General features: G+C 30.1%; 26 protein-coding genes. 3 read left to right on the top strand and 23 right to left on the bottom strand.

The features are described 5' to 3' along the window. Nucleotides 1-18 precede the first annotated feature (18 nt). The gene (locus tag NSA23_RS02165; protein ID WP_257490082.1) at nt 19-216 is read left to right on the top strand and encodes a hypothetical protein; all 198 of its coding nucleotides are present in this window, start codon (nt 19-21) and stop codon (nt 214-216) included. A 323-nt stretch (nt 217-539) separates the two neighbouring features. On the opposite strand, the gene NSA23_RS02170 is transcribed toward NSA23_RS02165, so the two are convergent. From NSA23_RS02170 to NSA23_RS02180, 3 genes are all read right to left on the bottom strand, one after another. After that, complete coding sequence (locus NSA23_RS02170; protein ID WP_257490083.1) at nt 540-890, bottom strand: GNAT family N-acetyltransferase; 351 nt, start codon at nt 888-890, stop codon at nt 540-542. Nucleotides 891-1,293: 403 nt separating this feature from the next. After that, entirely contained in the window at nt 1,294-1,569 is a 276-nt protein-coding gene (locus tag NSA23_RS02175) for a CD3324 family protein (RefSeq protein ID WP_257490084.1), read from the bottom strand. A gap of 404 nt (nt 1,570-1,973) precedes the next feature. Continuing rightward, complete coding sequence (locus NSA23_RS02180; RefSeq protein WP_257490085.1) at nt 1,974-3,392, bottom strand: aminotransferase-like domain-containing protein; 1,419 nt, start codon at nt 3,390-3,392, stop codon at nt 1,974-1,976. Between the two features lie 65 nt (nt 3,393-3,457). Here NSA23_RS02180 and NSA23_RS02185 point away from each other — a divergent pair, with 65 nt between their 5' ends. Both NSA23_RS02185 and NSA23_RS02190 read left to right on the top strand, forming a co-directional pair. Then, nucleotides 3,458-3,952 (top strand): peptide deformylase, encoded by a 495-nt coding sequence (locus NSA23_RS02185; RefSeq protein ID WP_042681438.1) that lies wholly within the window; start codon nt 3,458-3,460, stop codon nt 3,950-3,952. A 2-nt stretch (nt 3,953-3,954) separates the two neighbouring features. Further along, complete coding sequence (locus NSA23_RS02190) at nt 3,955-4,641, top strand: aspartate/glutamate racemase family protein (protein WP_042681436.1); 687 nt, start codon at nt 3,955-3,957, stop codon at nt 4,639-4,641. A gap of 691 nt (nt 4,642-5,332) precedes the next feature. On the opposite strand, the gene NSA23_RS02195 is transcribed toward NSA23_RS02190, so the two are convergent. From NSA23_RS02195 to aroB, 20 genes are all read right to left on the bottom strand, one after another. Next, entirely contained in the window at nt 5,333-5,872 is a 540-nt protein-coding gene (locus tag NSA23_RS02195) for a GNAT family N-acetyltransferase (RefSeq protein ID WP_042681434.1), read from the bottom strand. 446 nt (nt 5,873-6,318) lie between these two features. Next, nucleotides 6,319-7,335: a lipoate--protein ligase gene (locus NSA23_RS02200; RefSeq protein WP_257490086.1), complete on the bottom strand. Its 1,017-nt coding sequence runs from the start codon at nt 7,333-7,335 to the stop codon at nt 6,319-6,321. Nucleotides 7,336-7,370: 35 nt separating this feature from the next. Next, nucleotides 7,371-7,562, bottom strand: a complete 192-nt coding sequence (locus NSA23_RS02205; protein ID WP_042681429.1) for a hypothetical protein — start codon at nt 7,560-7,562, stop codon at nt 7,371-7,373. Next, nucleotides 7,563-7,784 (bottom strand): hypothetical protein, encoded by a 222-nt coding sequence (locus NSA23_RS02210; RefSeq protein WP_042681428.1) that lies wholly within the window; start codon nt 7,782-7,784, stop codon nt 7,563-7,565. It abuts the gene before it with no gap. 64 nt (nt 7,785-7,848) lie between these two features. Further along, a complete protein-coding gene (locus NSA23_RS02215; protein WP_042681425.1) occupies nt 7,849-8,331 on the bottom strand; it encodes a PTS sugar transporter subunit IIA in 483 nt (160 codons plus the stop codon). A 77-nt stretch (nt 8,332-8,408) separates the two neighbouring features. Further along, nucleotides 8,409-9,332 carry a DUF7916 family protein gene (locus tag NSA23_RS02220; protein ID WP_187116660.1) on the bottom strand — a complete coding sequence of 308 codons (924 nt, stop codon included), beginning with the start codon at nt 9,330-9,332 and terminating at the stop codon, nt 8,409-8,411. 71 nt (nt 9,333-9,403) lie between these two features. After that, nucleotides 9,404-10,792: an N-acetylglucosamine-specific PTS transporter subunit IIBC gene (nagE, locus tag NSA23_RS02225; protein ID WP_257490087.1), complete on the bottom strand. Its 1,389-nt coding sequence runs from the start codon at nt 10,790-10,792 to the stop codon at nt 9,404-9,406. A gap of 553 nt (nt 10,793-11,345) precedes the next feature. Beyond that, nucleotides 11,346-12,218 carry a PRD domain-containing protein gene (locus tag NSA23_RS02230; protein ID WP_042681421.1) on the bottom strand — a complete coding sequence of 291 codons (873 nt, stop codon included), beginning with the start codon at nt 12,216-12,218 and terminating at the stop codon, nt 11,346-11,348. A gap of 466 nt (nt 12,219-12,684) precedes the next feature. Further along, on the bottom strand, nt 12,685-13,377 hold the full coding sequence (gene cuyB / locus NSA23_RS02235; protein WP_042681419.1) for a cysteate racemase: 693 nt from the start codon (nt 13,375-13,377) through the stop codon (nt 12,685-12,687). Nucleotides 13,378-13,399: 22 nt separating this feature from the next. Then, nucleotides 13,400-14,944: a Mur ligase family protein gene (locus tag NSA23_RS02240; RefSeq protein WP_042681417.1), complete on the bottom strand. Its 1,545-nt coding sequence runs from the start codon at nt 14,942-14,944 to the stop codon at nt 13,400-13,402. Nucleotides 14,945-14,973: 29 nt separating this feature from the next. Then, nucleotides 14,974-16,158 (bottom strand): carboxylate--amine ligase, encoded by a 1,185-nt coding sequence (locus tag NSA23_RS02245; RefSeq protein ID WP_042681415.1) that lies wholly within the window; start codon nt 16,156-16,158, stop codon nt 14,974-14,976. 369 nt (nt 16,159-16,527) lie between these two features. Beyond that, on the bottom strand, nt 16,528-17,481 hold the full coding sequence (locus NSA23_RS02250) for a D-alanyl-D-alanine carboxypeptidase family protein (protein WP_042681413.1): 954 nt from the start codon (nt 17,479-17,481) through the stop codon (nt 16,528-16,530). A 93-nt stretch (nt 17,482-17,574) separates the two neighbouring features. After that, the gene (locus tag NSA23_RS02255) at nt 17,575-18,699 is read right to left on the bottom strand and encodes a sensor histidine kinase (protein ID WP_042681411.1); all 1,125 of its coding nucleotides are present in this window, start codon (nt 18,697-18,699) and stop codon (nt 17,575-17,577) included. Continuing rightward, nucleotides 18,689-19,390 carry a VanR-ABDEGLN family response regulator transcription factor gene (gene vanR / locus NSA23_RS02260; protein WP_042681409.1) on the bottom strand — a complete coding sequence of 234 codons (702 nt, stop codon included), beginning with the start codon at nt 19,388-19,390 and terminating at the stop codon, nt 18,689-18,691. The genes NSA23_RS02255 and vanR overlap by 11 nt, the downstream gene beginning before the upstream one ends. 431 nt (nt 19,391-19,821) lie before the next feature. Next, on the bottom strand, nt 19,822-20,607 hold the full coding sequence (locus NSA23_RS02265; RefSeq protein WP_050069791.1) for a family 1 encapsulin nanocompartment shell protein: 786 nt from the start codon (nt 20,605-20,607) through the stop codon (nt 19,822-19,824). A 16-nt stretch (nt 20,608-20,623) separates the two neighbouring features. Beyond that, nucleotides 20,624-20,989 carry an encapsulin-associated ferritin-like protein gene (locus tag NSA23_RS02270; protein WP_042681405.1) on the bottom strand — a complete coding sequence of 122 codons (366 nt, stop codon included), beginning with the start codon at nt 20,987-20,989 and terminating at the stop codon, nt 20,624-20,626. 169 nt (nt 20,990-21,158) lie between these two features. Further along, nucleotides 21,159-21,815, bottom strand: coding sequence for a deoxyribose-phosphate aldolase (gene deoC, locus NSA23_RS02275; RefSeq protein WP_042681403.1), 657 nt, complete (start codon nt 21,813-21,815; stop codon nt 21,159-21,161). A 12-nt stretch (nt 21,816-21,827) separates the two neighbouring features. Then, entirely contained in the window at nt 21,828-22,397 is a 570-nt protein-coding gene (gene pduL, locus NSA23_RS02280) for a phosphate propanoyltransferase (protein ID WP_042681401.1), read from the bottom strand. Nucleotides 22,398-22,492: 95 nt separating this feature from the next. Next, the gene (gene aroA, locus NSA23_RS02285) at nt 22,493-23,773 is read right to left on the bottom strand and encodes a 3-phosphoshikimate 1-carboxyvinyltransferase (protein ID WP_222704775.1); all 1,281 of its coding nucleotides are present in this window, start codon (nt 23,771-23,773) and stop codon (nt 22,493-22,495) included. Beyond that, nucleotides 23,764-24,810: a 3-dehydroquinate synthase gene (gene aroB, locus NSA23_RS02290; RefSeq protein ID WP_042681399.1), complete on the bottom strand. Its 1,047-nt coding sequence runs from the start codon at nt 24,808-24,810 to the stop codon at nt 23,764-23,766. The genes aroA and aroB overlap by 10 nt, the downstream gene beginning before the upstream one ends. Between the last annotated feature and the right edge of the window lie 10 nt (nt 24,811-24,820).

Raw genomic sequence — 24,820 nt, forward strand, 5'->3', positions numbered from 1 at the left:
AGAGAATTAGAATCTAAAATGGGCTTTAGGATACATACAATTCAAACGGATAATGGGACAGAATTTGCAAATGATGATGAAAGAACAGATAAAAAGAACTCATTTGAAAATGCTATAAAACAGTTAAAAATGTCATTAAGAAGAACAAGACCTTATTCCCCTTGGCAAAATGGTAGAGTCGAAAGAAGCCATAGGGTAGATCAAGATATTATATAATAGACACACTTTTTATAGTAAGAAACAGTTAATAAAGGCAGTTGCAAGGCATGAATACAAATATAATAATACTGCTAAATATGTATTAAATTTTAAAACATCAGAAGAAATGGTTACTAAGTTAAAAGACAAATATGATATTGCCTAGTTAATCTTAAAGAATATCGAATAATTCGTCGAGGGAAACCACGTTGACAAATCATCCTATATTCTTAGGCTCATTATTTAGGCAAAGCATATAAATTATATATGAGTAAGTGTAACATATGATTGACTAGTTAAGACCTTTTAATGTTTGATTTTTTAAATAATGTTGACTATATCTATAGTAACTCTCCATTTCCATCATAAAAGGAGTCACAAAATCTCATCTTACCAGATACTTCCCTATTGATGTCAAGAAATTTAATTTTTAAATAAGGATTCTCAGGATGATTATTAGATAATACAATTCCATATTTTAAGGCAGATTCAAACCCAATTTCTTTAGCTTTTTTCAATCCATAATCTATAAGTCTTCTTCCAATTCCTTTACGCTGATACGAAGGCTTAACTGCTAATGACCCCAATGACAATCCTTCATTCTTACCCGATCTATCGAAGGCCTCCTTTACAATATCTTTTATTCCTCTTATATCATTATTTCCTGCTTGTCTTATAGTAATATTTTTCATACTAACATCCTTTCTGTAAGATATTATATAAATAATCTATATCTTCTATTTTCCTAATACACGTATCACTTTATAACATGTTGCTTTACATCCACATCCAGAACAATTGTGAATGATTTTATATGAATCCTTTTGCATAATCTTATATTCAATTTTCCTTAAATAGCCCATTTTGTACTCCTTTGTTTACCAGAAATATTTAAAAGCTATTACATGTCTTATGTTATTTATTTGCAACAGCCTTCGCTATGAAAATCAAACAGGTGTCCACATACTTTTTCCTCCTTAAATTTTCTCCTATTGGATGTGTCTATTTTAGTTCTTTTTACACCATATTTCTACCTTAAACTTTTTTAGAAAAAAGAATAAGCCAATACACTTAAAGTATATTGACTTATTCTTATCAAACTGTTTTTTTCATTTTAAGGATAATACATTGTATACTTTTTTCAGATAAAAAGTATTTTTTAACTAATTCGATAATTTCATATCCTTGTTGATAATCATCATATATTTGTTGATTTCGTGTGTCTAATTCATTACGAATATTGGTTCTTTCTCCCCATTCCCGTCTATTGTTATCTTTTCTGGGGATATATATAGATTCTCCATCAACGTAATTCTGAATTAGTTCAATAATTTCTGCTGGCAGAATATGTTCTGCTCTCTTATAGCTCATTTTACCCTCCTAAGATCATATTTTTTTAGGATAGAGCTTTAGAATCGTTGATTTATCTATGTTTTCTGCTCATGTTATTATTATAGCATGTTGCCCATAGGCTGAGTCGGAGAAAAATCATCTCTTTTTTCGGTTTTTTGTATTGTTTTTATGTATAATTAAGAGTGGATTAAGTTATTGCTTAATCCACTCTTAATTCGTTCATCAATCCCTTTCCTGTTCGTACTACTTTGATAGATTGTCAAAAAGTCATAAAGTTGCTTTGCTTCACGCATTATTATATAACTCTATATCATTTTACATATCCTATTCTTAAACCTAAACTAGTATGCAATTCCTATTATATAAGATTATATTTTCTATAATGAAATATAGAACAATATAAAATGCAACTGAGCGTTATACTAATTATCTTCCAATGTTTCTTTTATAATATATAATCCTTTTTCTAAGTCTCTTATTGTTGATGGTGTACAGATTGCTATTCGCACAGCAGGTGCAATGGAATTGCTCCCAACAACAAATCGTTCACAACAAAATACCTGTACTCCTTTTTGCTTCAATTTTTTCTCAAATTGAGTTCCCGTCCAAAACGTAGGAAGCATGAGCCAGCGAAATTGACTATTTAGATCTCCCCATACAGTATATCCGCCTAAAACTTTATTAGTTATCTTATTTCTTTCTTGTATTTCTTTGATTTTTTCATCCACAATTTTAATTGCTAATTCGTTTTCAATCATTTGTGATACTAATTCTGCTTCAAATGGTGACGACATAACATTTATATTATTGATTGCGTTTGTAATACGCATAATCACTTTTGTTGGTGCAACTACAAAAGCAATACGTAAACCAGCGCAAATGGAATTTGATATAGTTGAAATATAAATGCTACGCTCAGGAATTAAGGAAGTAATAGGCAGGATTTTCATTTCTGTCAAAAATGAATATGTCCCATCTTCCAAGCATAATAAATCATATTTTTCAGCCAAAGCCGCAAGGGATTTTCTTTCCTCAAATGACATAGTTATGGTTGTGGGATTATGATAATCAGGAATTACAAATATTCCTTTTATGTTTTCTAATTTGCATAGTTGCTCTAAAGCCTGAATATCTATTTTCTCATCATCATAAGGAACAGGCATTAACTGTATGCCTAACATATTTGCAACATTTTTAATTCCTGGATAAATCAATTCATTTGTTGCAATCTTATCTCCATAATGAAATAGCGAAGATAAAAGAATCGCCAGTGAATTTTGCAAACCTGATGTAATAACGATATTTTCTAATTCCGTTTTAAGTCCGAAGTATTCAATCCATTTTTGTGCACTTTTTTTGTGTGACAGTCTGCCAGATGTTTCCGTATATTTTAATATATTTTCAATGTTCGCCTTTTTTATAAGTCGTTTCATTGATTGAACTACATAATGATTTTGCTCATATAAAGGGTGAGATGCCCCCATGTTGATACAACTTTCTAATCCTGCTTCATCTAACATAGGCATATTTGCCATAACATCAGCTGCAATATATGTACCACGTCCGATAACGCCACTCAAAAGTCCTTTTGATGTACATATCTTAAAAGCCCTTGCAATGGTACTTAAATTGACATCTAAAAAGTCAGCTAATTCTCGCTGTGGCGGCAATTTATCATTCGGCTGCAAAATTCCCTTTCTAATGTCATTTTCTAAGGCTTGTGCAATCTCTAAATAAATCGGATTTTCATTATTCTTTTCTATTTTGGGTTTCCATGTCATTGGATAATTTTCAAAAGAGTTGACAGGCATATTCATTCCACCTTCAATATTGTTCTGCATACAATTTTACCATTGAACCCAAACAATTTCAATACTATAATAGTACATAAGAATGGAGGGATAGAATGAAAAAAGAAATATTATTACTTGGCAATCCAAAACTTTACGAGGTTAGCAAACCCGTGCAAAAAGAAGAATTATCGGATACACTGCCAATAATTCAAGATTTACATGATACTCTATTGACATTTAGAGAAAAATATCATGCAGGCAGGGCAATAGCCGCTCCACAAATCGGTGTGCAAAAAAGAATTATTTATATGTTTATTGACAAACCTATTGTATTTATCAATCCGTCTATCCACTTTTTAGATGATGAAATGATGACAGTCTTAGATGATTGTATGTCTTTCCCTAATCTTCTGGTAAAAGTACAGCGGCATAGAAAATGCAGAATTGAGTATTTAGATCTCAAATGGCAAAAATGTTATATGAACTTAGAGGATGATTTATCTGAGCTTTTACAACATGAATACGATCACCTTGACGGTATTTTAGCAACTATGAGAGCAATCGATAATCAATCATTTATAATTAAAACAACAAAGGGAGGCGAATAAGTATGAAAAAAATTGGAATTTTAGGCGGTATTAGTTTAGCTTCAACAATTCATTATTATAAGACAATTACCGACCTATACTATGAAAAATACCATGACTACTATTATCCAGAAATCTTAATTAACAGCTTAAACTTTCAGTATTTTACTGATTTGGAAAATCAACGCAAAACAGAAGAATATCAATCTTATATATTAGAAGGACTTGAAAATCTGAAAAAAGCTGGTGCAGATTTTGTGATTATGGCGGCTAATTCACCTCACTCCGTTTTAGATAACATTATTGATGAAATACCATTACCAATCATCAGTATAGTTGAATCGGTAGCAAAAGAAGCCAAACAAAAAGGACTTAAAAAAGTTTTACTAACAGGTATTTTATATACAATGCAAGGTGACTTTTATCAAAAAGGCTTTAGCAAATATGACATTGATGTTGTTGTCCCTAACGATGATGAAAAGCAAGTGATTGAAAATATCATCTTTGGAGAATTAGTTATAAATAAAGTATCAAATAAATCTAGGCAGCAATTTTTAGATATTATCAATCGTTATGATGTTGATGGTGTTATCTTAGGTTGTACTGAATTGCCACAATTAATAGGACAGCAAGATACAAATAAGCTCTTGTTAAACTCATTGAGAATTCATTGTCAAACTACCTTGGACTGCGCTTTAGACGATAAATAATAAATTGGATTATTATTTTTTATCTATTAAGTACTGTACCCAAACAAAAACATATTGGGAATATGCCTTGCAGTATAATAAAAAACCGTGGTTTTGAGATAACAACCAAAGCCGCAGCTTTCCTTTTGAAAAAAATAGATTTACGGGAATATATTAAGTGTGCTCTTTTTTAAGGATACGGCGCTATTAGGCGGTTAGCACTGTGTCCTTTTTGTCGTATTGCCTATGTAGCCTATCAAAAAAAGTTATTTCCCGTGGCGAACATTTTTGCGTTTTCTCAAAACCATTTTTGAAAATCACAACAAAACACCTTCTTCCGTACGGATACAGAGTGAAAAAGAAAAAAGGGAAAAGCCCTTGTTTCCGAACTTCACTCAGAAAGGGAGTGAACCTAATAGAGCTATCTTCTTCCGACAATAAAACCATACAACATCAGTGTTACTTTTTGGCAAAGAAAACCCTAAAATACACAGCAAAAAACTATTGCCGAAAACTTACAAAACGTGCAGCCCGAGAAGTAACTTTCTCTTATATCTCTTTATATCATAGTATCAGATAGAATCTCTAAAGTACTGTTAACTAAAGTTTCCATACTTATTTTTCACTATCTTATAAATACTAAGTAAATTGTATAATAAATATTGTAATCCTTCAATATCTTACTTAATCAAAATTTCTATACTCTAAACTTTTAATTTCTTTGAATATATTCATTTTGAAGAATTGACATATGAATTATATCATGCCATTTTCCTTCTCGAAAAATACTTTCTCGGGATCTTCCTTCATGTTGAAAACCCATCTTCTCGTATAGTTTAATAGCTCTATTATTAAATGAAAATACCCTTAAAAATACCCTATGTAGATTCATTTCTAAAAAACTGTAATCAAGAAGCAATTTCATTGACTCTGCTCCATAACCTTTACCCCATGACGTTTTATCCCCAATATCAATAATAAATTCAGCACTACGATTTTTGTAATCTATATTAGTTAAGGAAGTAATCCCTATTGGTTTGTTAGACTCTTTCTCCACTATTATATAACTCTTTGAAGATTGAGAACCTAAAATTACCTGATTAACGAATTCTTCTGTTTCTTCAATATGATAAATGTCCAAAAATGGAGCAGTGGATTTCATAACCTCTATATCATTTCTCCATCTATGATATACCTCTATATCTTCCGATGTCATTTTCCTTAAAAACATTCTAGACGATTCAAATAGCATATTAACACTCCTTTATTTTTTGTAATTGAACAAAGCATTTTTTATCATTCATTTGAATAAATAGAAATTCTAAAGACTGTTAGGTCATAAAAATAGATAAAAATCTCCCTACCCCAAGAAATTCTAAAAAATTAATTTCCAATTTTACTTTCAAATCATGTTTTTATAAATATTGGATTATTCCAATTATCTTCTATTGTAAATCTTTTATCTCTCATATCTTCAATAATATCTATATAAAGCATACTTTTCTTTCTAAAGCCTCTAATACACGGAAAGAAATACAATTTCATTAGGTTAAATGCCAATATGTTTTTAGTTGATGAAAAGCATTATTGTCAATATCCCATCTTTTATGCATTATTTTCCATAGAACTTCTGCCGAAATAATTTCATCTGTAGTAATAATCCATTTTACTCTAATCCATGTTATTTCTTTAAAGCTATTATTCTCCTCCCATATTTGATTCTATATTCATTAATCCATCAATAAATTCCTTTATTAATATACCATAGATATAATCTTCTATATCTATTTTATGTAAAGTAATCTCTATATCTTTTGCACTATGCCTTACTCCTATTAGGATTTTTTCCAAATCTTGTATATTTTTCTCTCCAAAGAAATCTCCATAAATAGAAATATTCTCTATCTTCCCATTTTCAACTTCTAAATGATATTCTATCACTCCACTTGGATATTTTACAGAATTCTTATATTTATAATTTGGACTTCTGCCATAATTCCATTCCCATGTTGCAAATCTATTTTTAGCTATTTTATTAATTTCATATAAATCTTTTTTATTAAATTCATATATAGTCTTTATGTCATAAGTCTTTATTATATATTCTTGCAAATAATTTCTAAATTCAGATAAGCTCATCTTTTTTTTCATATGATGAGAAATATTTGTAACTCTTGCTCCTGTTGATTTTATCGATTTATCCACAAACTTTATTGGTCTACTCTTTAACGCTAGAGATAATTTAGACATATCACAATCATATAAAAGAGTCCCATGATGAAGAAGCTTGTCCTTGCTAAAATATTGGGCATTTCCAGAAATTTTCTTTCCATCTATTGCTATATCATTCCTACCTGTAAATTCAGCATTTACATCTAGGGATATAAGTGCCTTTACTACAGGTAATGCAAATTTTTCAAATTTATTTTTCACTTGTGGTTTTGTGGTATCCCTAGAAGTAATAAAGGTAAAATTCATATTTCCTAAATCATTATATACTGTCCCTCCACCTGAAAGTCTCCTAACTACTATAATACCATTTTCTTCAACATAATCTAGATTTATTTCTGATACGGTATTTTGATTTCTTCCAATCAATATAGAAGGTTTATTTATCCATAGCATAAACACTTCTTCATCAAAATTATCTATTAAATATTCTTCTGCAGCATGATTAAAAAAGGGGTCATTGCTATTATTTATTACATATATCATTTTAATCGACCTCCCAACAATACAGTCTTTTTCTATTACATTATATAGAATGTTTTTAAGGTTTTCAATATAATGAGATTAACCTTTGATAACTTTATAACAATGTCATCTTTTCCTATATTACTTTCCCCTATTAACTCACATGCAAACTTATTACTTGGATTAATGTATATTGAATAATGCATGGCAATAATAAACAAAAGAGCTATAAAGAATAAACTATCCATTTATGGCCCTCTTAAAATATTTAATATTCGCTTGTTTTTAAAAATATTTACACTAACTAAATATTTTCCCTTTAGTAAATTAAAACTTTTAAACATTGTAAAAAAACATAAAATATCCTGAAAAAACAAAGCATCTACACAAATATATTTTGATAGTATAACATCTACAAAAAAAGAAAACATTCTCTGAAAATAATATTCTGGATATAATACTTCATTCATTTTTAAAGAAGCTTCTCTTAGTTTTATATATAAAACTAAGAGAAGCTTCTTTTATATCCACCATTTATTTTAACTCCACCTTTAGTATCTCATCTTCACCAGCAATAACTTTTCCTGAGTTTTTAGAAATCCCTTCTACAAAATCCGGATTAGTTATTATAACTGGACTTACAATAGGCTTCCCTTTTTTCTCTACTAAATCAAAATCTACTTCTAGCAATTTATCACCTGTTTTCACTCTATCTCCAACTTCTACAAAACTTTCAAAACCTTCTCCCTTTAATTCTACTGTATCTAAACCTATATGGATAAGAATCTCTACTCCATCATCTGATTCTATCCCTAGAGCATGTCTAGTAGGAAACAATTGAACTACCTTTCCATTGCAAGGAGAAACTATGACTCCATCAGTAGGATTTATGGCAACTCCATCTCCTACCATTTTTTGTGCAAATACTTCATCTGGTACTTTTGTTATTTCAACAATTTCTCCTGTTATAGGAGATTTAATAGACAAAGATTTATCCTTTTTGAAAAAATTAAACATTTTTTAGCCTCCTTATATAGTAATATTTGTAAAATATATTATATTTCTTATGTTATTTTAGATTTTTTTATATTAATTTACCTATTTACTGATCTAGCCATTCTTCTATAAGTATGCCTCTTACCTTTTATGGCAATCGAATAAGCCATAATATTTTCAGGAGTAGCCATTCCTAGAGGCATACCACAGTCTCCTATGTGATGGATATCTGTTCCTGCCATTTTGCTATAAAGAGCTATATTTTTAATAGTCCATTCATCAGCTCCTTCTTGGGAAGTTCCTATGGATGTCATAGATAGTTTTCCTAGTGAATGAATATATTCTATCATATTTCTTACATAATCTACAGTCATACCTGGTACTGTGGCAGGAGCTGGAACTAAAATAATATCTGCACCTGCTTCTACAAAATTTTTTATCAGATCTTTATTTATGATATTTAATCCTACTTCTGTTTCACTTCCTGAAGAATGCATTTTTCCAGCTGCAATTATTATTTTATCCCCTATACTTTCTTTTATTTTTCTAATTATTTTTATTATTTGGCTATTAGTTACACCTGTCTTTGGATTCCCAGTGAGTAAAACCATATCTGCCCCTTGTTCTACTATTCTTTTAACATTTTCTAATGTAGCTACCCTACCATCAGATACATTCAATCTTTCATTTGAAACTTCTTCATCTAAATCAGTAGGCTCTAAATTCACAGCTACTAATCTACCTGTAAGATTTTTAACCTGTTCTATAGGGCTAATACCCTTTCTTTCTGGCAATCCCTCAATTTTAGAATCATTTACATCATATACATTTAATAAAATAATGTCAGAACCAAAAGCAGAAGCTAATTCTACATTGCTTACATCCCATAATGCTGGCGGTGCAATACATATAACTTCTGTAACTAAGGTTCTTCCTTCTCCTGTTTTTATACTTAAAAGTTTTTCTTCTTTATCCATATTTTTTATATCAGATGAATTCAAATCTAGTATTCTCTTAATCATGACAATCTCCTTACCTTTAATTTATAAAATAAATATGGTGACTAATTAGTCACCATATTTATTTATCAAAATTATCTTTTACTCTTAGCCCTTAAATAATTATTTATCTTATCAGCTAAGAATTCTGCCTTAGTCCCTATAATTACCTGTATGTTTTTCTTGCTTGGCTTTATAACTCCAGAAGCTCCTAATTTTTTCAACTCTTCTTCACTTACACCTGTACTATCATTTAGTGAAATTCTAAGTCTAGTAATACAAGAGTCCACATTTTCAATATTTTCTACTCCACCTAGTGCATCTATATAAGCTACAGCTAAATTATCAATTCCTTTTTCATCTATTACTGTATCTAGATCTCCTCCATCTTCATCTACTCTACCTGGTGTTGGTAAATCTTTTTTCTTAATTACATATACGAAGATTAGATAGTATATAAGTCCAAATACCAATCCTATAGGAATAAGAAGCCATCCTTTAGTTGCAAGTTTCATATTTAGTAAGAAATCGAAGGCACCAGCAGAAAAAGTAAATCCATGTCTAATTCCTAAACTATAAACTACTGCCATTGATATTCCAGAAAGAAGAGCGTGAATTACATATAAAGATGGTGCTAAGAACATAAACATAAACTCAATTGGCTCTGTAATCCCAGTTAAAAATGAAGTAAATGCTATGGAAAATAATGCACCACTTACCTTCTTTTTATTTTCAGGCTTTGCGGTCTTATACATAGCCAACGCAGCTGCTGCTAATCCAAACATCATTATTGGATAAAATCCTGCTTGAAACATTCCTGCATTTGGATCTCCTGCAAAGAATCTTGCTATATCTCCTGTTTTTCCATTATACTCTCTAAATATAACCCATACAAAATTATTAAGAACATGGTGTAGTCCTAGTGGAATAAGAAGCCTATTTAGGAAACCAAAAACAAATACTCCCAATGCTCCTGCTCCTATAATCCATCCTCCTATACTATCTATAACATTTTGAATTGGTGGCCATATATATCCAAATATAAGAGCTAATATAATACATATAAAAGATGTAACTATTGGTATAAATCTTCTACCACCAAAGAAGCCTAACCAATCTGGTAATTTAATATCATGATATTTATTATATAGATTTCCTGCAACAACTCCAGCTATAATACCAGCTAATACTCCCATATTGATATTTTCGTTTATGGCTCCTGCACCTTCAGTTATTACAAAATATCCTACTGCCCCTGCAAGACCTGCTGCTCCAGAATTATCAAAGGATAATCCTACTGCTACACCTATTGCAAACAAAATATCTAGCTTACCAAGTAGAGCATCTCCTGCAGCAGATATAAAAGGCACATTTAAAAGATCTTCCTGACCAAGTCTTAATAGTATACCAGCCACTGGCAATACTGCAACTGGAAGCATTAATGCCTTTCCTAATTTTTGAAGTTTACCTAAAAAATTTCTCATTTAAATACCTCCTTTTTATTATTTCTAAATAAAATTAATATAATAACTCCTTTTACCCTTAAATTTAAAACTCACCTCCTTACCTTAAAAATCTCATATCTTATTGCAAAACTTATATAATTGCTATATTTTCTTATGTTGAATGACTGGATTCTCCTACTATGAGTATATAAATTAAAACTTATTACTTCATTTAAAATAAAGAATCTTCTTCTGCATATGAAATCGATGTAATCCAAAGATTACTAATAGCAAAGGCACATGCTATTATAATTGCTAATCCTCTATATACTATTTTCTTAGATATAACCTTTCAACATCACCTTTTCTTTTATAGTAATTAAATTATTGTTCTACGATTTAAATAGCCAACTACTAATAAATATTTCAAAAATACTTGTACACCATATAAAAAAGGCATAAGCTATTTTAATACAGTTAGTTTAAAACTATATTAGAAAGCTTATGCCTGATATCGCTCAGTAACACGCTTTAATTTTATATTAAATTTTAATTATCTGATAATTTTTATAAAACCATATTATAAAATTCATTAAGACCTAAGTGCTGGATTGTTAGCGGTTTCCTTAATTCTCTCTATATGAAGAGCCATAAAGCCTAATTCTTCATCTGTTACATGTATATTCTTTTCACTTTCAATATATTTTCCAACCTTTGTTGCTGTTTTATAAGATTCATAAAATTGTTCTCTTATAGCATTTAGTAAAGGATTTTCTATATTCTTTTTTTCTTCTAGTCTGATTATAGTCATCCGTAGATGATTTACAAGCCTACTATACATTAAATCATTGTTATTTAAATGTATATCCAAATCCTCTTCAATTATGTTAATTAATTTTTTTAAAAATTTTGTATCCTTTATAGTTTCTGTTACTTTCTTATTTTCTCTAGCTGAATGAATATGTAGAGCTATAAATCCCATTTCTGATTCTGAAATTTCAACTCCTAATCTGGCTTTTATAATTTCAGCCGCCTTTTGTCCTAATTCAAATTCTTTAGGGTATAATGCTTTAATTTCATATATAAATGGATTATTTATTTCCATACCTGTTTTTATCCTGTCTAATGCAAATCCAATGTGATCTGTTAGTGCAATATGTATATGAGAGTTTAATCTACCAAATTTATCTTCAGACATAGCTATAATTTCTTCACTTACTCCAATAACCTTTTCATTTATTAAACCCATGAGCTGATAATATTCTTCTTTTGTATTATCATCAAAAGCAACAAAGGATTTTTCTACTTGCTCATCTTTTATTTCTACTAGTTTACCTTCTTTTTTTGTTTTGCCAAAGCCAATCCCTTTTCCTACTAGAACTAATTCCTTCCCATTTTCTTTATCGACTGCAAGAAGTACATTATTATTAAATACCTTGTTTACTAGATATTTCTTACTACTCATATTCATCCACCCCCGCGATACTAAAAAGACAAAACTTTGTTTAAAAAGGCATAACACATATATAAGTATGATAGCTGATATATGGGTTTATGCCTGTTTTTCAGTAACACACCTATAAATTGTATGATATGTCAATTTAGTACTAATTATAGTATATTGTAATTTATTAATACTCCTAATACTAATAATAGAAAATCACTAAGATATAAAACTGGACTATTAATATTTCCTGTCTTAGGTTGTCCGCCTTTCACACTTATAGGTTTGATTTTGTGGCAATGGATATACTTCATATTGTCCATTAATTTTACAAAAACAAAAAAGCCAAAAAAGAAATATAAAAACTTCTTTTTTGGCTTTTGCCCTCTTATGGTTACACGCCTTAAAATTATTCAATAGTTTAATTTTAATGCCATTATACCTAAATATTCATATTTTGTCAAACTATTCGCACTAAAATATTATATTAGTACCTTACTATACTTTTAGCTACTACATCCATAGGATCAATTAATGGCTTATCTATATTATAAGGTTTTAATACTAATGTAATTTCCGTACATCCACCTATTATTAATTTTGCGCCCTTGTCTACTAATTCTTCAGTAGCTTCTACGAGTAAATTTAAATTCTCTTTTCCTGTATTTCCTTTTTTAATACCTGATTCTCCATATATGGCTTCCATTACCTTTTTAGATTGAGTATCTTCGTCAGGATAAATAATATTAAAATCTGTAAGATATTTGTTAAATAAACCTGTCTTAACAGTTCCCGTAGTAGCTAATATACCTATATTCTTAATATTAGGGTAATTATTTTTTAAATATAAATTTAATTCCTCTAATGCATTTATAATTTTAAAGGGCACCTGACTTTGTACCTCATCAAAAAAATAATGGGCTGTTATACAAGGCATACATCCTATGTCAACTCCTGCCTTACCTAAGTTATTTGCAGTTTCCACTATAGCATTTACAGGACTTTCACCCTTTTCTAATATAGCCCTAGTTCTATCTGGTATTTTAGGGTTACTGTCAATTATAACCCTGAAATGTTCTTGCTCTTCCTTTACCTTAGTCTCCTTAATAATTTTCATATATAGGTCTGCTGTAGCTTCGGGTCCCATGCCACCGATTATTCCTATTATTTTATCATTCATAATATACTTCTCCTCCTGCAAACTAAGCAATTCCTGCTATTCTACTTTTTAAAGGTTCTAGTAATCTTTCTTTATTTAGATCAGGTCTTAATTTATAAAGTTTTTCTAAAGTTATTTGAGCACCATAGTCCATACCCTGACAGCCTGCCAACAATATAATATCTCCAGAAGAAACATTAGCTAAAGCATGATCTATAGCATGAGGAAGTTTGTCATATAAATACACAGTAATTCCCTCTCTGTCCATTACCTCTTTAAAAACTCTTAGCTCCTCATCTGATACTTTATCTTTTTCTGTAACATGGGAACTACTTTTAGTTGCAATTATTCCTTTCATACCTAGTTTCTTAATCCATTTAGCAATAGTTTCTGCATTTTCACTATTTGTTACAATGCCACGATTTCCCCTAATTGCATATACTAAATGAATATTTTTATAGTCCATTAAACTTAATGTTTCCATTGTCACATCTATATTTCCTGAATTTGCAAAATGGTCATCAATAATTTTAAAGTCTTCATCATAAATAAATTGAAAACGACGTTCTACACCTGTAAATGAACCTAGAGCCTCTTGAATAGTACTTATAGGTACCTGGCATAATAATCCTATGGAAACAGCCACTAGGGAATTATAAACTGAATGATATCCTGGTACTGATAGTTCTATCCTAAACTTTTGATGTTTATATTCTGTTTTTCCCACTGTTAAGAATTTAGAAAGTTCTACTGTGAATTTTGCCCTTCCAGTAGAAAGATCTAGATCTCTAATAGATAAATAACCATTCTTATCTTTTATTCCATATGTTAAAACATTTCCTCTAGTTTTATTTATCAATGATGAAGAATAGGGACAATCCAAATTTAAAATAGCCCAACCATCTTCTTTTATATTTTTTATTAAACTGGATTTTATTTTAAAATATTCATCAAAGGAACCATGCACATCTATATGTTCTCTACTTATGTTATTTAAAGCTACTATATCATAATCTACATCAGCCACCCTATTTAATTCTAAAGCAGATGATGAAACTTCCATTACAGTATGGGATATATTTTCTTTTCTCATTTGGTAGAAATAATTTTGAAGATCAAGGGATTCTGGAGTAGTTAAAATAGATGGTTTTAAATAACTACCATACTTAACCATAATAGTGCCAATAAGCCCTGTTTTTAATCTATGGCTTTCTAATATAGTATTTGTCAAAAAAGATGTAGATGTTTTTCCATTAGTCCCAGTGATACCAATAACTTTCATATCTTTTGATGGATATCCATAAAATCTAGCACTTAGGGCTGATAAAGCTTTTCGAGAATCCTTAACTTGAAATTGAGGAATTTCTGGTATATCCTGCACATCTTCAACTATAATTCCCTTTGCTCCATTTTTAATAGCCTGTGGTATATATTTATGTCCATCAGTTTTATAACCTTTTATACATACAAATAAATATCCTTCTTTAACTTCTTTAGAATTATAACTAATACCTTTGATATCCATTTCTTTTTCATTAAAAGATTTAACTACTTCTATGGACTTAAGCAATTTAGATAGTTTTATCATTTGCTCATCTCCCCACATTATTAATTATTTTATTGTCCAAAAAATTTATTAAATGCCCGTTTTGTCTTATTCCCTAAGAAAGCAAATGCAGGCTTTGGATCTTTTATGTCCCAAATTGCATAGGCTTTAGGCCTATTAAATGTTTTAAGGATTTCTCCTAATTTTAATTGGTTAGATTTTCTATAGTCTTTTATTGCTAAAAAATCCTCATAGGCATACCAAAAAGCTATATTAGTATCCTTTTCTATGGCATAGGCTTCAGGAAGTTGTCCAGTTAATTCACTATAGGCTAAATAAGGCATATTAATTCCTGCTTTATATAATAAACTATTGAGGTTTGTAGTTCTAGCATTTATTTCTATCATATAAAACTTACCAGTATCGGCATCCTTCTTAAATTCTATTTCCGCAAAACCTTTAAATCCAATGTCCTCCAAAAACTTTCCTCCTATTTTATATAATTCAGGTACATGCTTTTGTATAGTATATACAGATGCACCATAATTTATAGGAAACTGTCTTAATTTTTGACATGTCATCCAATGACTTACTTTTGAATCCTGATTTAGATAAGCATCAAAAGTATACATATGATCATCAAATCCTGGAATAATCCTTTGGACTATTACTTCTAAATTTGCATCTTTAGATCTTCTTATTGCATCTTTTAATTCTTCCATATTGTAGACTTTAAATAGTTTTTTCCTAAAATGAGATACAAATTCTGGTGAATTTGTTGGCTTCACCAAACATGGAAACTTGATATTTTCTTTAACTTTTATTTCAAAATCCTCTTCATCTACATATATAGTTTCTGGAACCAATATATTATGTTCTCTAGCTAAAGAATGGAGAGTTTCCTTATTTATAACTTTTGTAAATAATCCCTGTTCTGTTTGATTTATTAAATAATATTTTCTTAAAGTATGTAAATATCTATCAATAAATTCTGCATATCCATCTGCTGTAGGAAGTAATACTGGAGGCTTTTCTTGTTTTTTGCCATAATCAACTAAAAAAGATAAAAGACCTTGGGGATCTTTTTTACAATCAGGACCAATTAATTTTTCTGATAAATACTTAGAATGAAAACCATATGTACCCTTTTTAGAATAATCAATTGCAACAACTGGTATATTATGAATAGCTAAACAACGTATTATACTGAGACCAATATAATAATTAGCTCCTAAAACTACTGCTTTATTTTTCATTTACTATATCACCTCATTATAGACAAAAATGTATATTTTTATAATCCCTTGTCCTGAAAAATTTTATCATAAAAATTTATATAAGTAAATAAATATATTAATAAGCTCAGTATAAACTGATAAGAATTTATCCTGGTCTCAAATATAATTCATGTGAAAGTTTTCCACTTGCTTAATGTCATCTTTAAAAATAAAGTCTAGATTTTAGCTATGGCACTATACTCTTTTTCTTGAGTCATTTTATAATTAGATTTCATTACTCAAAACTCAATCCATACATAATCCACAAATAGTATCACCTTGTTAAATTCAAACAGATGGTATTAGAATTTTAACTTATCAAAGTCTTAAGATAATATTATAAAGAACTTATTCTTTTCCTAATCTATTATACACTGCCAATGCATCACTAATATTATACTGCTCAGATTTTGGATTTCCTTTAGCCCCAACTGTAACTAAAACATATTCTTTTCCATCTACCTTAGCAAGACTTGCAAGACATAAGCCAGCCTCATCAGTATATCCAGTTTTCCCTCCTAAAATTTTTCCGTTAATAATGCTTGAATCTTTAAGTTTACTAAACATAGTGCTGTAAAAAGTTATTCCGTTAGGGTGCTTATTCGTAGGATTGGTGGCATGTCGGGAAGAAGTAAAAATTTTACGAAATGTATCATTCTGCAATGCATAGCTAAGAAGTATAGACATATCCTTAACTGTTGTATAGTGATTTTCATCGTGAAGTCCAGTCGCATTTACAAAATGAGTATCATTCATGCCAAGCTCTGCCGCCTTTTGATTCATCATTTCTGCAAATTTCTGCTCTGATCCTGCAATTTTATCGGCAAGCCCAATACAAGACTCTGCACCGCTTGGAAGCAAAACCCCATATAACAGATCAATTGCCCTCACATTCTCATTTGGTTGGAAACCAGCCATTGAAGCATTTGCATAGTATAGTTCATTGAACATAGAATCGGAAAGTGTAATTTCCTCCTGCAAATTTGACAATTTTTCAATTGCAATAATTGCTGTCATCATTTTAGTCAAAGAAGCTGGATAAATTTTTTCTTCGCTCTCTTTTTGCATCATAACTGCATAGTCCTTTAAACGTATCAAAATTGCATGAGTACTATACAATCCGTCAGAAGGTATAGAAATAAGATGATCCAACTGACTTTTATTATCCAACTGATTTTTTTCACCTAACTGATTTCTAGGTATAAGGATAGATTTATAAATAACAGCAGCAATGATAACCATAGAGAGAAATATCAAAATTATTCTCATTCTTAATTTTTTCTTTATATTTTCTGATACCATAATAAAACATCTCCTTCTTTTGTGATGATTCTATTTAATCACAAAAGAAGGAATTATGTTGGAATTTTGTCTTATGAATATCTTAATATTCTCTTAAGACGGAAGATTTATAGTAAATATTGTATGTTCCTCATTGCTCTTAGCTGTAATCGTTCCACCATGTGCCGTAACTATTTCTTTAGCAATTGCTAAACCCAACCCAGTTCCACCAGTGCTTGTGGAACGAGAAAAGTCCAGTCTATAAAATTTCTCAAAAATAGTATCCAACTTCTGTGGAGGAATTGGATCACCTTGATTAATAAAGGTAATAACGATATTTTCGTCCTGTTGAGCTGCTGAAATATCAATAACACTATTTTCATAACTATAAGCAATGGCATTTTTTAGAATATTATTGAAAACCCTAGCAAGCTTATCGGCATCTCCTACTAAAATAAGATTATCAGGGGCATGAATAATGACCTGTTTTCCCTGTGGTATGAGCATAGGGTAAAATTCGTCAACCATCTGTTGAAGCATAAAAGCAAGTTTTATTTTTCTTTTATTCAAGACAATAGACTGCAAATTAAATCTTGTAATTTCAAAAAACTCATTGATCAGTTCCTCCAGCCTATATGCTTTTTCTAAAGCTATTCCAACGTACTTTGCTTTTTGCTCTACTGGCATATCTGGTACTTCATCTAAAAGACTCAAGTATCCGATTACTGAAGCAAGTGGTGTTTTTAGATCATGTGCCAAATAAGTAATTAGATCATTTTTTCGCTGCATTTCCACCTGCATAAGTTGCTGATGATTTTGTGAAATTCCCTTTATCCTAATAAGCTGAATTTCAATTTCAGAGTATTTTTTTGGCAACGTTAATCCATCACTGTTTGAATTCATAAAGGAACTCATGAAATCTGCAATAAAGGTGATGTCTTTTTTACTTCTATAGCGTGCATAAAAATATGCTGAAATACTTGAACATAACACTATAATTATTACAAAAGCAAAAAATACACTAATGACAATTTTTTTTATTTCAGACCAACTTCTAAATATGACTCCTAATTCTCCGTACCTTGAATATTCAGGATTAGTAGAAAATCTATTATAAAACCACTCTTTAAATACTCCGTTAAATACTTGATCTACAAACCATACCGTACCTAAACAAAACAGAATAGTTGCAAAGATGATAAGACCAGCTTTTAAAATGCTCTTTCCATTATTTTTCAATTTTATAGCCAACTCCCCATACTGTTTTAATATATTTAGGATGCTCTGCAGAATCATGCATTTTTTCCCTCAAATGACGGATGTGTACCATCACTGTGTTATTACTATTGCTGAAATATTTATCTTCCCCCCATACCTCTTGGAACAACTCCTCAGAACTAACTACACGTCCTCGATTGGAACATAGCACCCACAAAATAGAAAACTCTGTAGGAGTAAGGACAAGAGGCCTTTCGTTTAATGTACATTCATGAGTATCCTTATTTAAAACTAACCCTGAGAATTCAATTAGCCTTTCCTCACACAACGGCTCGACAAAGTTATATTTTGTAAATCTACGCAACTGCGCCTTGACACGAGCAACTAGCTCTAAAGGACGAAAAGGCTTTGTAATATAATCGTCAGCTCCCAGTGTTAGTCCAGTAATTTTATCGATTTCTTCTTCTTTAGCCGTCAGCATAATAATAGGGAAATTATAATTTTCTCTTATTTTTCGACAAAGAGTAAAACCATCAATATCTGGCAACATTATGTCTAGTATTGCAAGCTCCAATTTTTCCGACTTAACACACCTGAGCGCATCCTGACCGCTATAAAATTTGTATACTGTAAAGCCTTCATTTTTTAGATAAACTTCAATTAAATCTGCTATAGCCTGTTCATCGTCTACAATTAAAATATTGCCACCCATAAGTCTCCCCACTTTCTTCCTATTCATAGATAAAAGTATCTATTTAACATAATACTGCAAAATAAAAATTCGTATAATAGTGATTCTCTTACTAAGATTTTATTAATAATTAATGGCTCTAAACTTTTCCCTATTAGTATAAGCAATTGATACATGGAATGCAAATTTTTGTATTTTATAATGGAGTCAAGTTACTATAAGTTATATTGCAGATATTGTCCTTACCTCAGCCAATATTAATAATCAAGCAGCTGTATGGAAGTTAGTTAAAAGCTATAATGTTTTTTCAGCTTTTTGTAATTTCTCTGCTTTTCGTACTATAAATTTTGACTCCTTAAATTTAAAATGATATCATAAAAAAATATTTGCCAAAGCTATAAAATTTATCTCATTCTAAAGCTTTGGCAAATATAATTTAAGGAGTGAATATATTATAATTTATAACTAACTATAATACTTGGATCTAAAATCCTAAATGTAAAAGACTCAGTAATAAAAAATCTAACATTTTTGTTATCATTTGATTGGTATCCTATAGAAAAATCTTGACCTATAGTAAACTCTAAATCTTCATGAGCATGGGGAATTAGTACTGCACCATCTATTACATGGCTAAATACTATATCTCCTTTAATTAAATCTTTTATTTTTCTATCTAAAGGGTATCCTGGATTTTCTGATTGTACTATTTCATATATATCTTTTCCGATTATTAAGTCATAAGGGCTATCAGCATATACTTCTTTTAATTTTAGTACTCCCTTTGCTATTGATTTCAATATAGAAGTACTATCTCTTCCAAGCTTTATTTCCTTCCCCTTTGAGATATCTAATATTCCCTTTATCTTAGCCTCTTTAAGTCCATTATATATAGCATCTTCTTCAAACAAAGCTATTTTCTCTACAGCTTTTTCAAGAGGTTCATAGTCTATATCCTTTGCTCCCCTCATTATATTATCTAATTCCCAGCGATTCATTTCAAATTCTGCCCTTACTTCTATCAATGGCAATACACTATAATTACCAAAGCACACATCATTTCCTTCTCTTATATTTTCTAATCTTCCCTCAGTTATAGCTGTATAATCCCATCCCCTAGGACCTTCTACGCTAACTACTTTTCTGGCAGAAAGGTAAGATCTCAAAACTTCCTTTGCCCTTTCATCAATTTCCTTCCAAGCTTCTTCTGTTATAGGTGCCAATTGTCTATTGAGCATTTGTATTCCTCCTTCCCTATTTTAAATCCCCTAAATTTAAACTACTATCATTTATTTGTTTTTCCCCATCATCATTATTTCCTTTTGCCATTGCCTCTTCTTCCAATTCAGTTATAGGTCCTTCAGTGAAAAGATAAGTTTTTAGTTCCTCATCCCAAGCAGGCATATTTCTTCTTAGCCATTCTATAGTCATACAAGCATGCTCTATCTCTTCATCTCTATTGTGAGCCATTATTTTTTTAAGCTCTTCATCTTTTGATGCTACTACTCTTTGATTGTACCAATCTACAGCTTCTACTTCCTCTTTAAGACTATTTAATGCCCTTACAATATTCCTAGCTTTCTCATCTAACAACTCTACAGGTTCATGGTATTGACTCATTTAATAAACCTCCTTTATTTTCCCCTACAATTTAAGATACCCATATATCTATATAATAATCATGATTTACCAGTCTATTAAGGCAATTATTATAATATTTTTCCAAAAATGTAATAAAGACTGCCTTTAATTTAGGCAGTCTTTGTTTATAAATTTCATATATATTTTTTTAATTATTTATTTCCTTAACAATTTTTACAGAAGAACTAGCTCCTATTCTGCTAGCTCCTGCATTTACCATTTTCTTGGCAGTTTCATAATCTCTAATGCCGCCAGAAGCTTTAACTCCTAAATTTTCTCCTACAGTTTCTCTCATAAGTTTTACATCTTCCTCAGTAGCTCCCCCTGTACTAAATCCAGTAGAAGTTTTAACAAAATCAGCACCAGCAGATTTAGCTATTTCACAAGCCTTTTTCTTTTCATCATCATTTAAAAGACAGGTTTCTATTATTACTTTTACTAATGCACTGCCATTTGCTGCATCTACTACAGCCTTTATATCTTCCTCAACTACATCATAATCCCTATTCTTTAAAGCTGCTATATTGATCACCATATCTAATTCATCAGCACCATTTTTAATAGCCTCAGATGACTCAAAAGCCTTTACTTCCTTAGTTGTATTTCCTAGTGGAAATCCTATGACTGTGGCTATTTTTACTTCACTGCCCTTTAATTCTTCTTTAACTTGCTTTACATAATATGGATTTACACAAACTGAAAAAAAACCGTATTCCTTAGCTTCCTTACACAGTGTTTCAATCATTTCCGATGTTGCTTCTGGCTTAAGTAAAGTATGATCAATCATAGAACCTATATTTTTCATAATATACCCCCATTACTTTATTATTTCTACAAGATCTCCATTTTTAATGCCTGCAGCATTTCCTTCTTCCATGTCTACATGCATTTCTAATTTATGTCCTTCTCCAACTCTAACTAATACATTATCAAATGTCAAGCCTCTAAACCCATCAACTTTTACTTTAACTATATCTCCATCTTTAACTCCAAATTCCTTAGCTTCATCCGTATACATATGAATATGTCTTGCAGCTACAATAACTCCCTTATCTAACTCAACTTCACCTTCAGGTCCTACTATCTTCAACCCTGGTGTTCCCTCTATGTCACCAGAGTTCCTGATTTCTGATCTAACTCCAAGGGTAAAAGCATCTGTTACTGATACTTCTACTTGAGTAGCTTTCCTAACTGGTCCTAATACTCTAACTTTTAAACTTCCTCTAGTTCCAACAATCTCTACTCTTTCTTCAGCCGCAAATTGGCCTGGTTGGGATAAGTCTTTCTTTTTAGTCAACTCATAACCTTTTCCAAATAAAATTTCTAAATGTTCTTGTGATAAGTGAATATGTTTATTTGACATAGCTATTGGTAATTCTTTTTTCATTTAATACTCCTCCTTAAAATCTATATAAGTTTACACCAATTATTGAAATAATCACTTGTAATATTATATGACTTTATTGTAGAAAAATCAAATAATTAGTCGATTTTCCTTATTGGAATATCGAAAAATGTAGGAAAAGATATATTTATGCATTCTGAACCTAGTATATAAGATTTTCCTTCTGCCTTTAATGCAGCAATAAAAAGAGCCATAGCAATTCTATGATCATTATAGCTATTTAGTTTTGCTGGCTTTAATGAAGAGCCGCCTTCGATTATCATACCATCTTCAAGGGCTTTTATTGAAGCTCCCATTTTGTTCATTTCTTCTGTCATAACTTTTATTCTATCACTTTCTTTATACTTTAGTTCACTGGCATCATTTATAGTTGTAGTTCCTTCTGCAAATGTAGCAGCAACTACTAATATTGGTATCTCATCTATGAATGTAGCTATTTTATTTCCATATATATTTGTGCTTTTAAGTTTAGAATACTTAACATATATATCACCTACTAGTTCATTATTGAAATTTTTTACATTATCTATCTCGATATTCCCCCCCATTTCTTTAAGAACATGTAAAAGTCCCACTCTAGTTTCATTTACTCCTACATCCTTTATAACTATTTCTGAACCTTCTAAAATTAAAGCTGCAACTATAAAAAACGAGGCAGAAGAAAAATCTCCTGGAATAAATATTTTTCGTCCCTCTAATCTAGAGCCACCTTTTAATGAAATCAAATTATTATTTTTATTAATTCTTGCACCAAAATAATTAAGCATTCTTTCAGTATGATCTCTGGAAGGTCCTTTTTCTTCAATTATAGTTTCTCCTTCTGCATAAAGAGAAGCAAGGAGTATTGCAGATTTTACCTGAGCACTTGCTACAGGCATTTTATAATAAATTCCATTTAAATTAGAAATAGGCCTTATTTTTAATGGAGGATATTCATTATCTAATCCTTCAATATTTCCTCCCATTCTTTTTAAGGGATTAATTATTCTGCTCATAGGTCTATTATTTAAAGAATTATCTCCCGTTAATATTGTAGAAAAGTTCTGTCCTACTAATACACCGCTTATAAGTCTCATAGTAGTCCCAGAATTTTTACAGTCTAATATACAATCTGGAGGGGCAAGCCCCTTTAAACCTTTGCCTTTCACAACTAGCTTTTCTCCATCTTTATCAATAGATATTCCCATTTTTCTGAAGCAATCTATAGTAGCTTTAGTATCCTCTGAATCTAAGAAGTTATATATTTCTGTTTCTCCTTCAGCTATAGAACTTAGTATTATACTTCTATGAGATATTGACTTATCTCCTGGTATTTTTATTTCACCTTTTAAAAACCTATTTCCACCTATTATTTCCATATCCAATCACCACTTAGAGTTTTTTTAATTAAATTAATTTCAATATCATTAAATATTTCAACCTTTCCTTTACCTACTGGAAGAATAAATACAATTTTGTCTTTTTCATTTTTCTTATCATACGTCATTTTATTTAATATTTCATTTATTTCCTTTTGGTTGAACGCCTCTGGATTTACTAGTCTATTTAAGACCTTAAATATTTCATTAAAATATTTTTCATCTATTAACCTTATTTCCTTGGCAATAAAACTTTCATATATCATTCCTAATATAATAGCTTCTCCATGATTAAATCTTTGAAAGTTATAAAAGGATTCAATTCCATGACCTATAGTATGTCCGAAATTTAGTATTTTTCTTATTCCTTTATCTCTTTTATCTTCTGAAACTATTTTTTCTTTAATATAAACAGCCTTCTCTATAGCTATTTTTAATACTTTATTATCAAAATTATAAATATTATCTATATTAGAAGATAAAAACTCAAAAAAATTATAATCATATATAAGGCCGTATTTCAAAAGTTCTCCAACTCCTGATGTTATATTTCTTTTGTTTAAAGATTTAAGCAATTCTATATCTATAAAAGTAGCTAAAGGGAAATAAAAAGAACCTATCATATTTTTATAACCTTTAAAGTCTACTCCAACTTTTCCTCCAATACTACTATCTATTTGAGATAATAATGTAGTAGGTATTTGAACATAATCTACTCCTCTTAAATAAGTTGAAGCTACAAACCCTGCAATATCTCCTACTACCCCACCACCAAAACTTATTATCACTGTATTTCTATCACAATTTAAGTCTATGAGTCGACTATATATATCTTTCACTACATTTAAATTTTTGTTTTCTTCACCTGGTATTAAAGTATATACATTAACCTTAAAATTTGATAAATAATGAAGAATTTTATCTGAATAGTATTTCCCCACATTTTCATCTGTAATTAAAAAAATATTTCCTTTTGTATTTTTATTTAGAAAATTTTCCATTTTATCAAATATATGATTTCCAATGACTATATTCATATTATCACCT

Source organism: Anaerosalibacter massiliensis, from assembly GCF_024623155.1.
Lineage (GTDB): Bacteria > Bacillota > Clostridia > Tissierellales > Sporanaerobacteraceae > Anaerosalibacter > Anaerosalibacter massiliensis.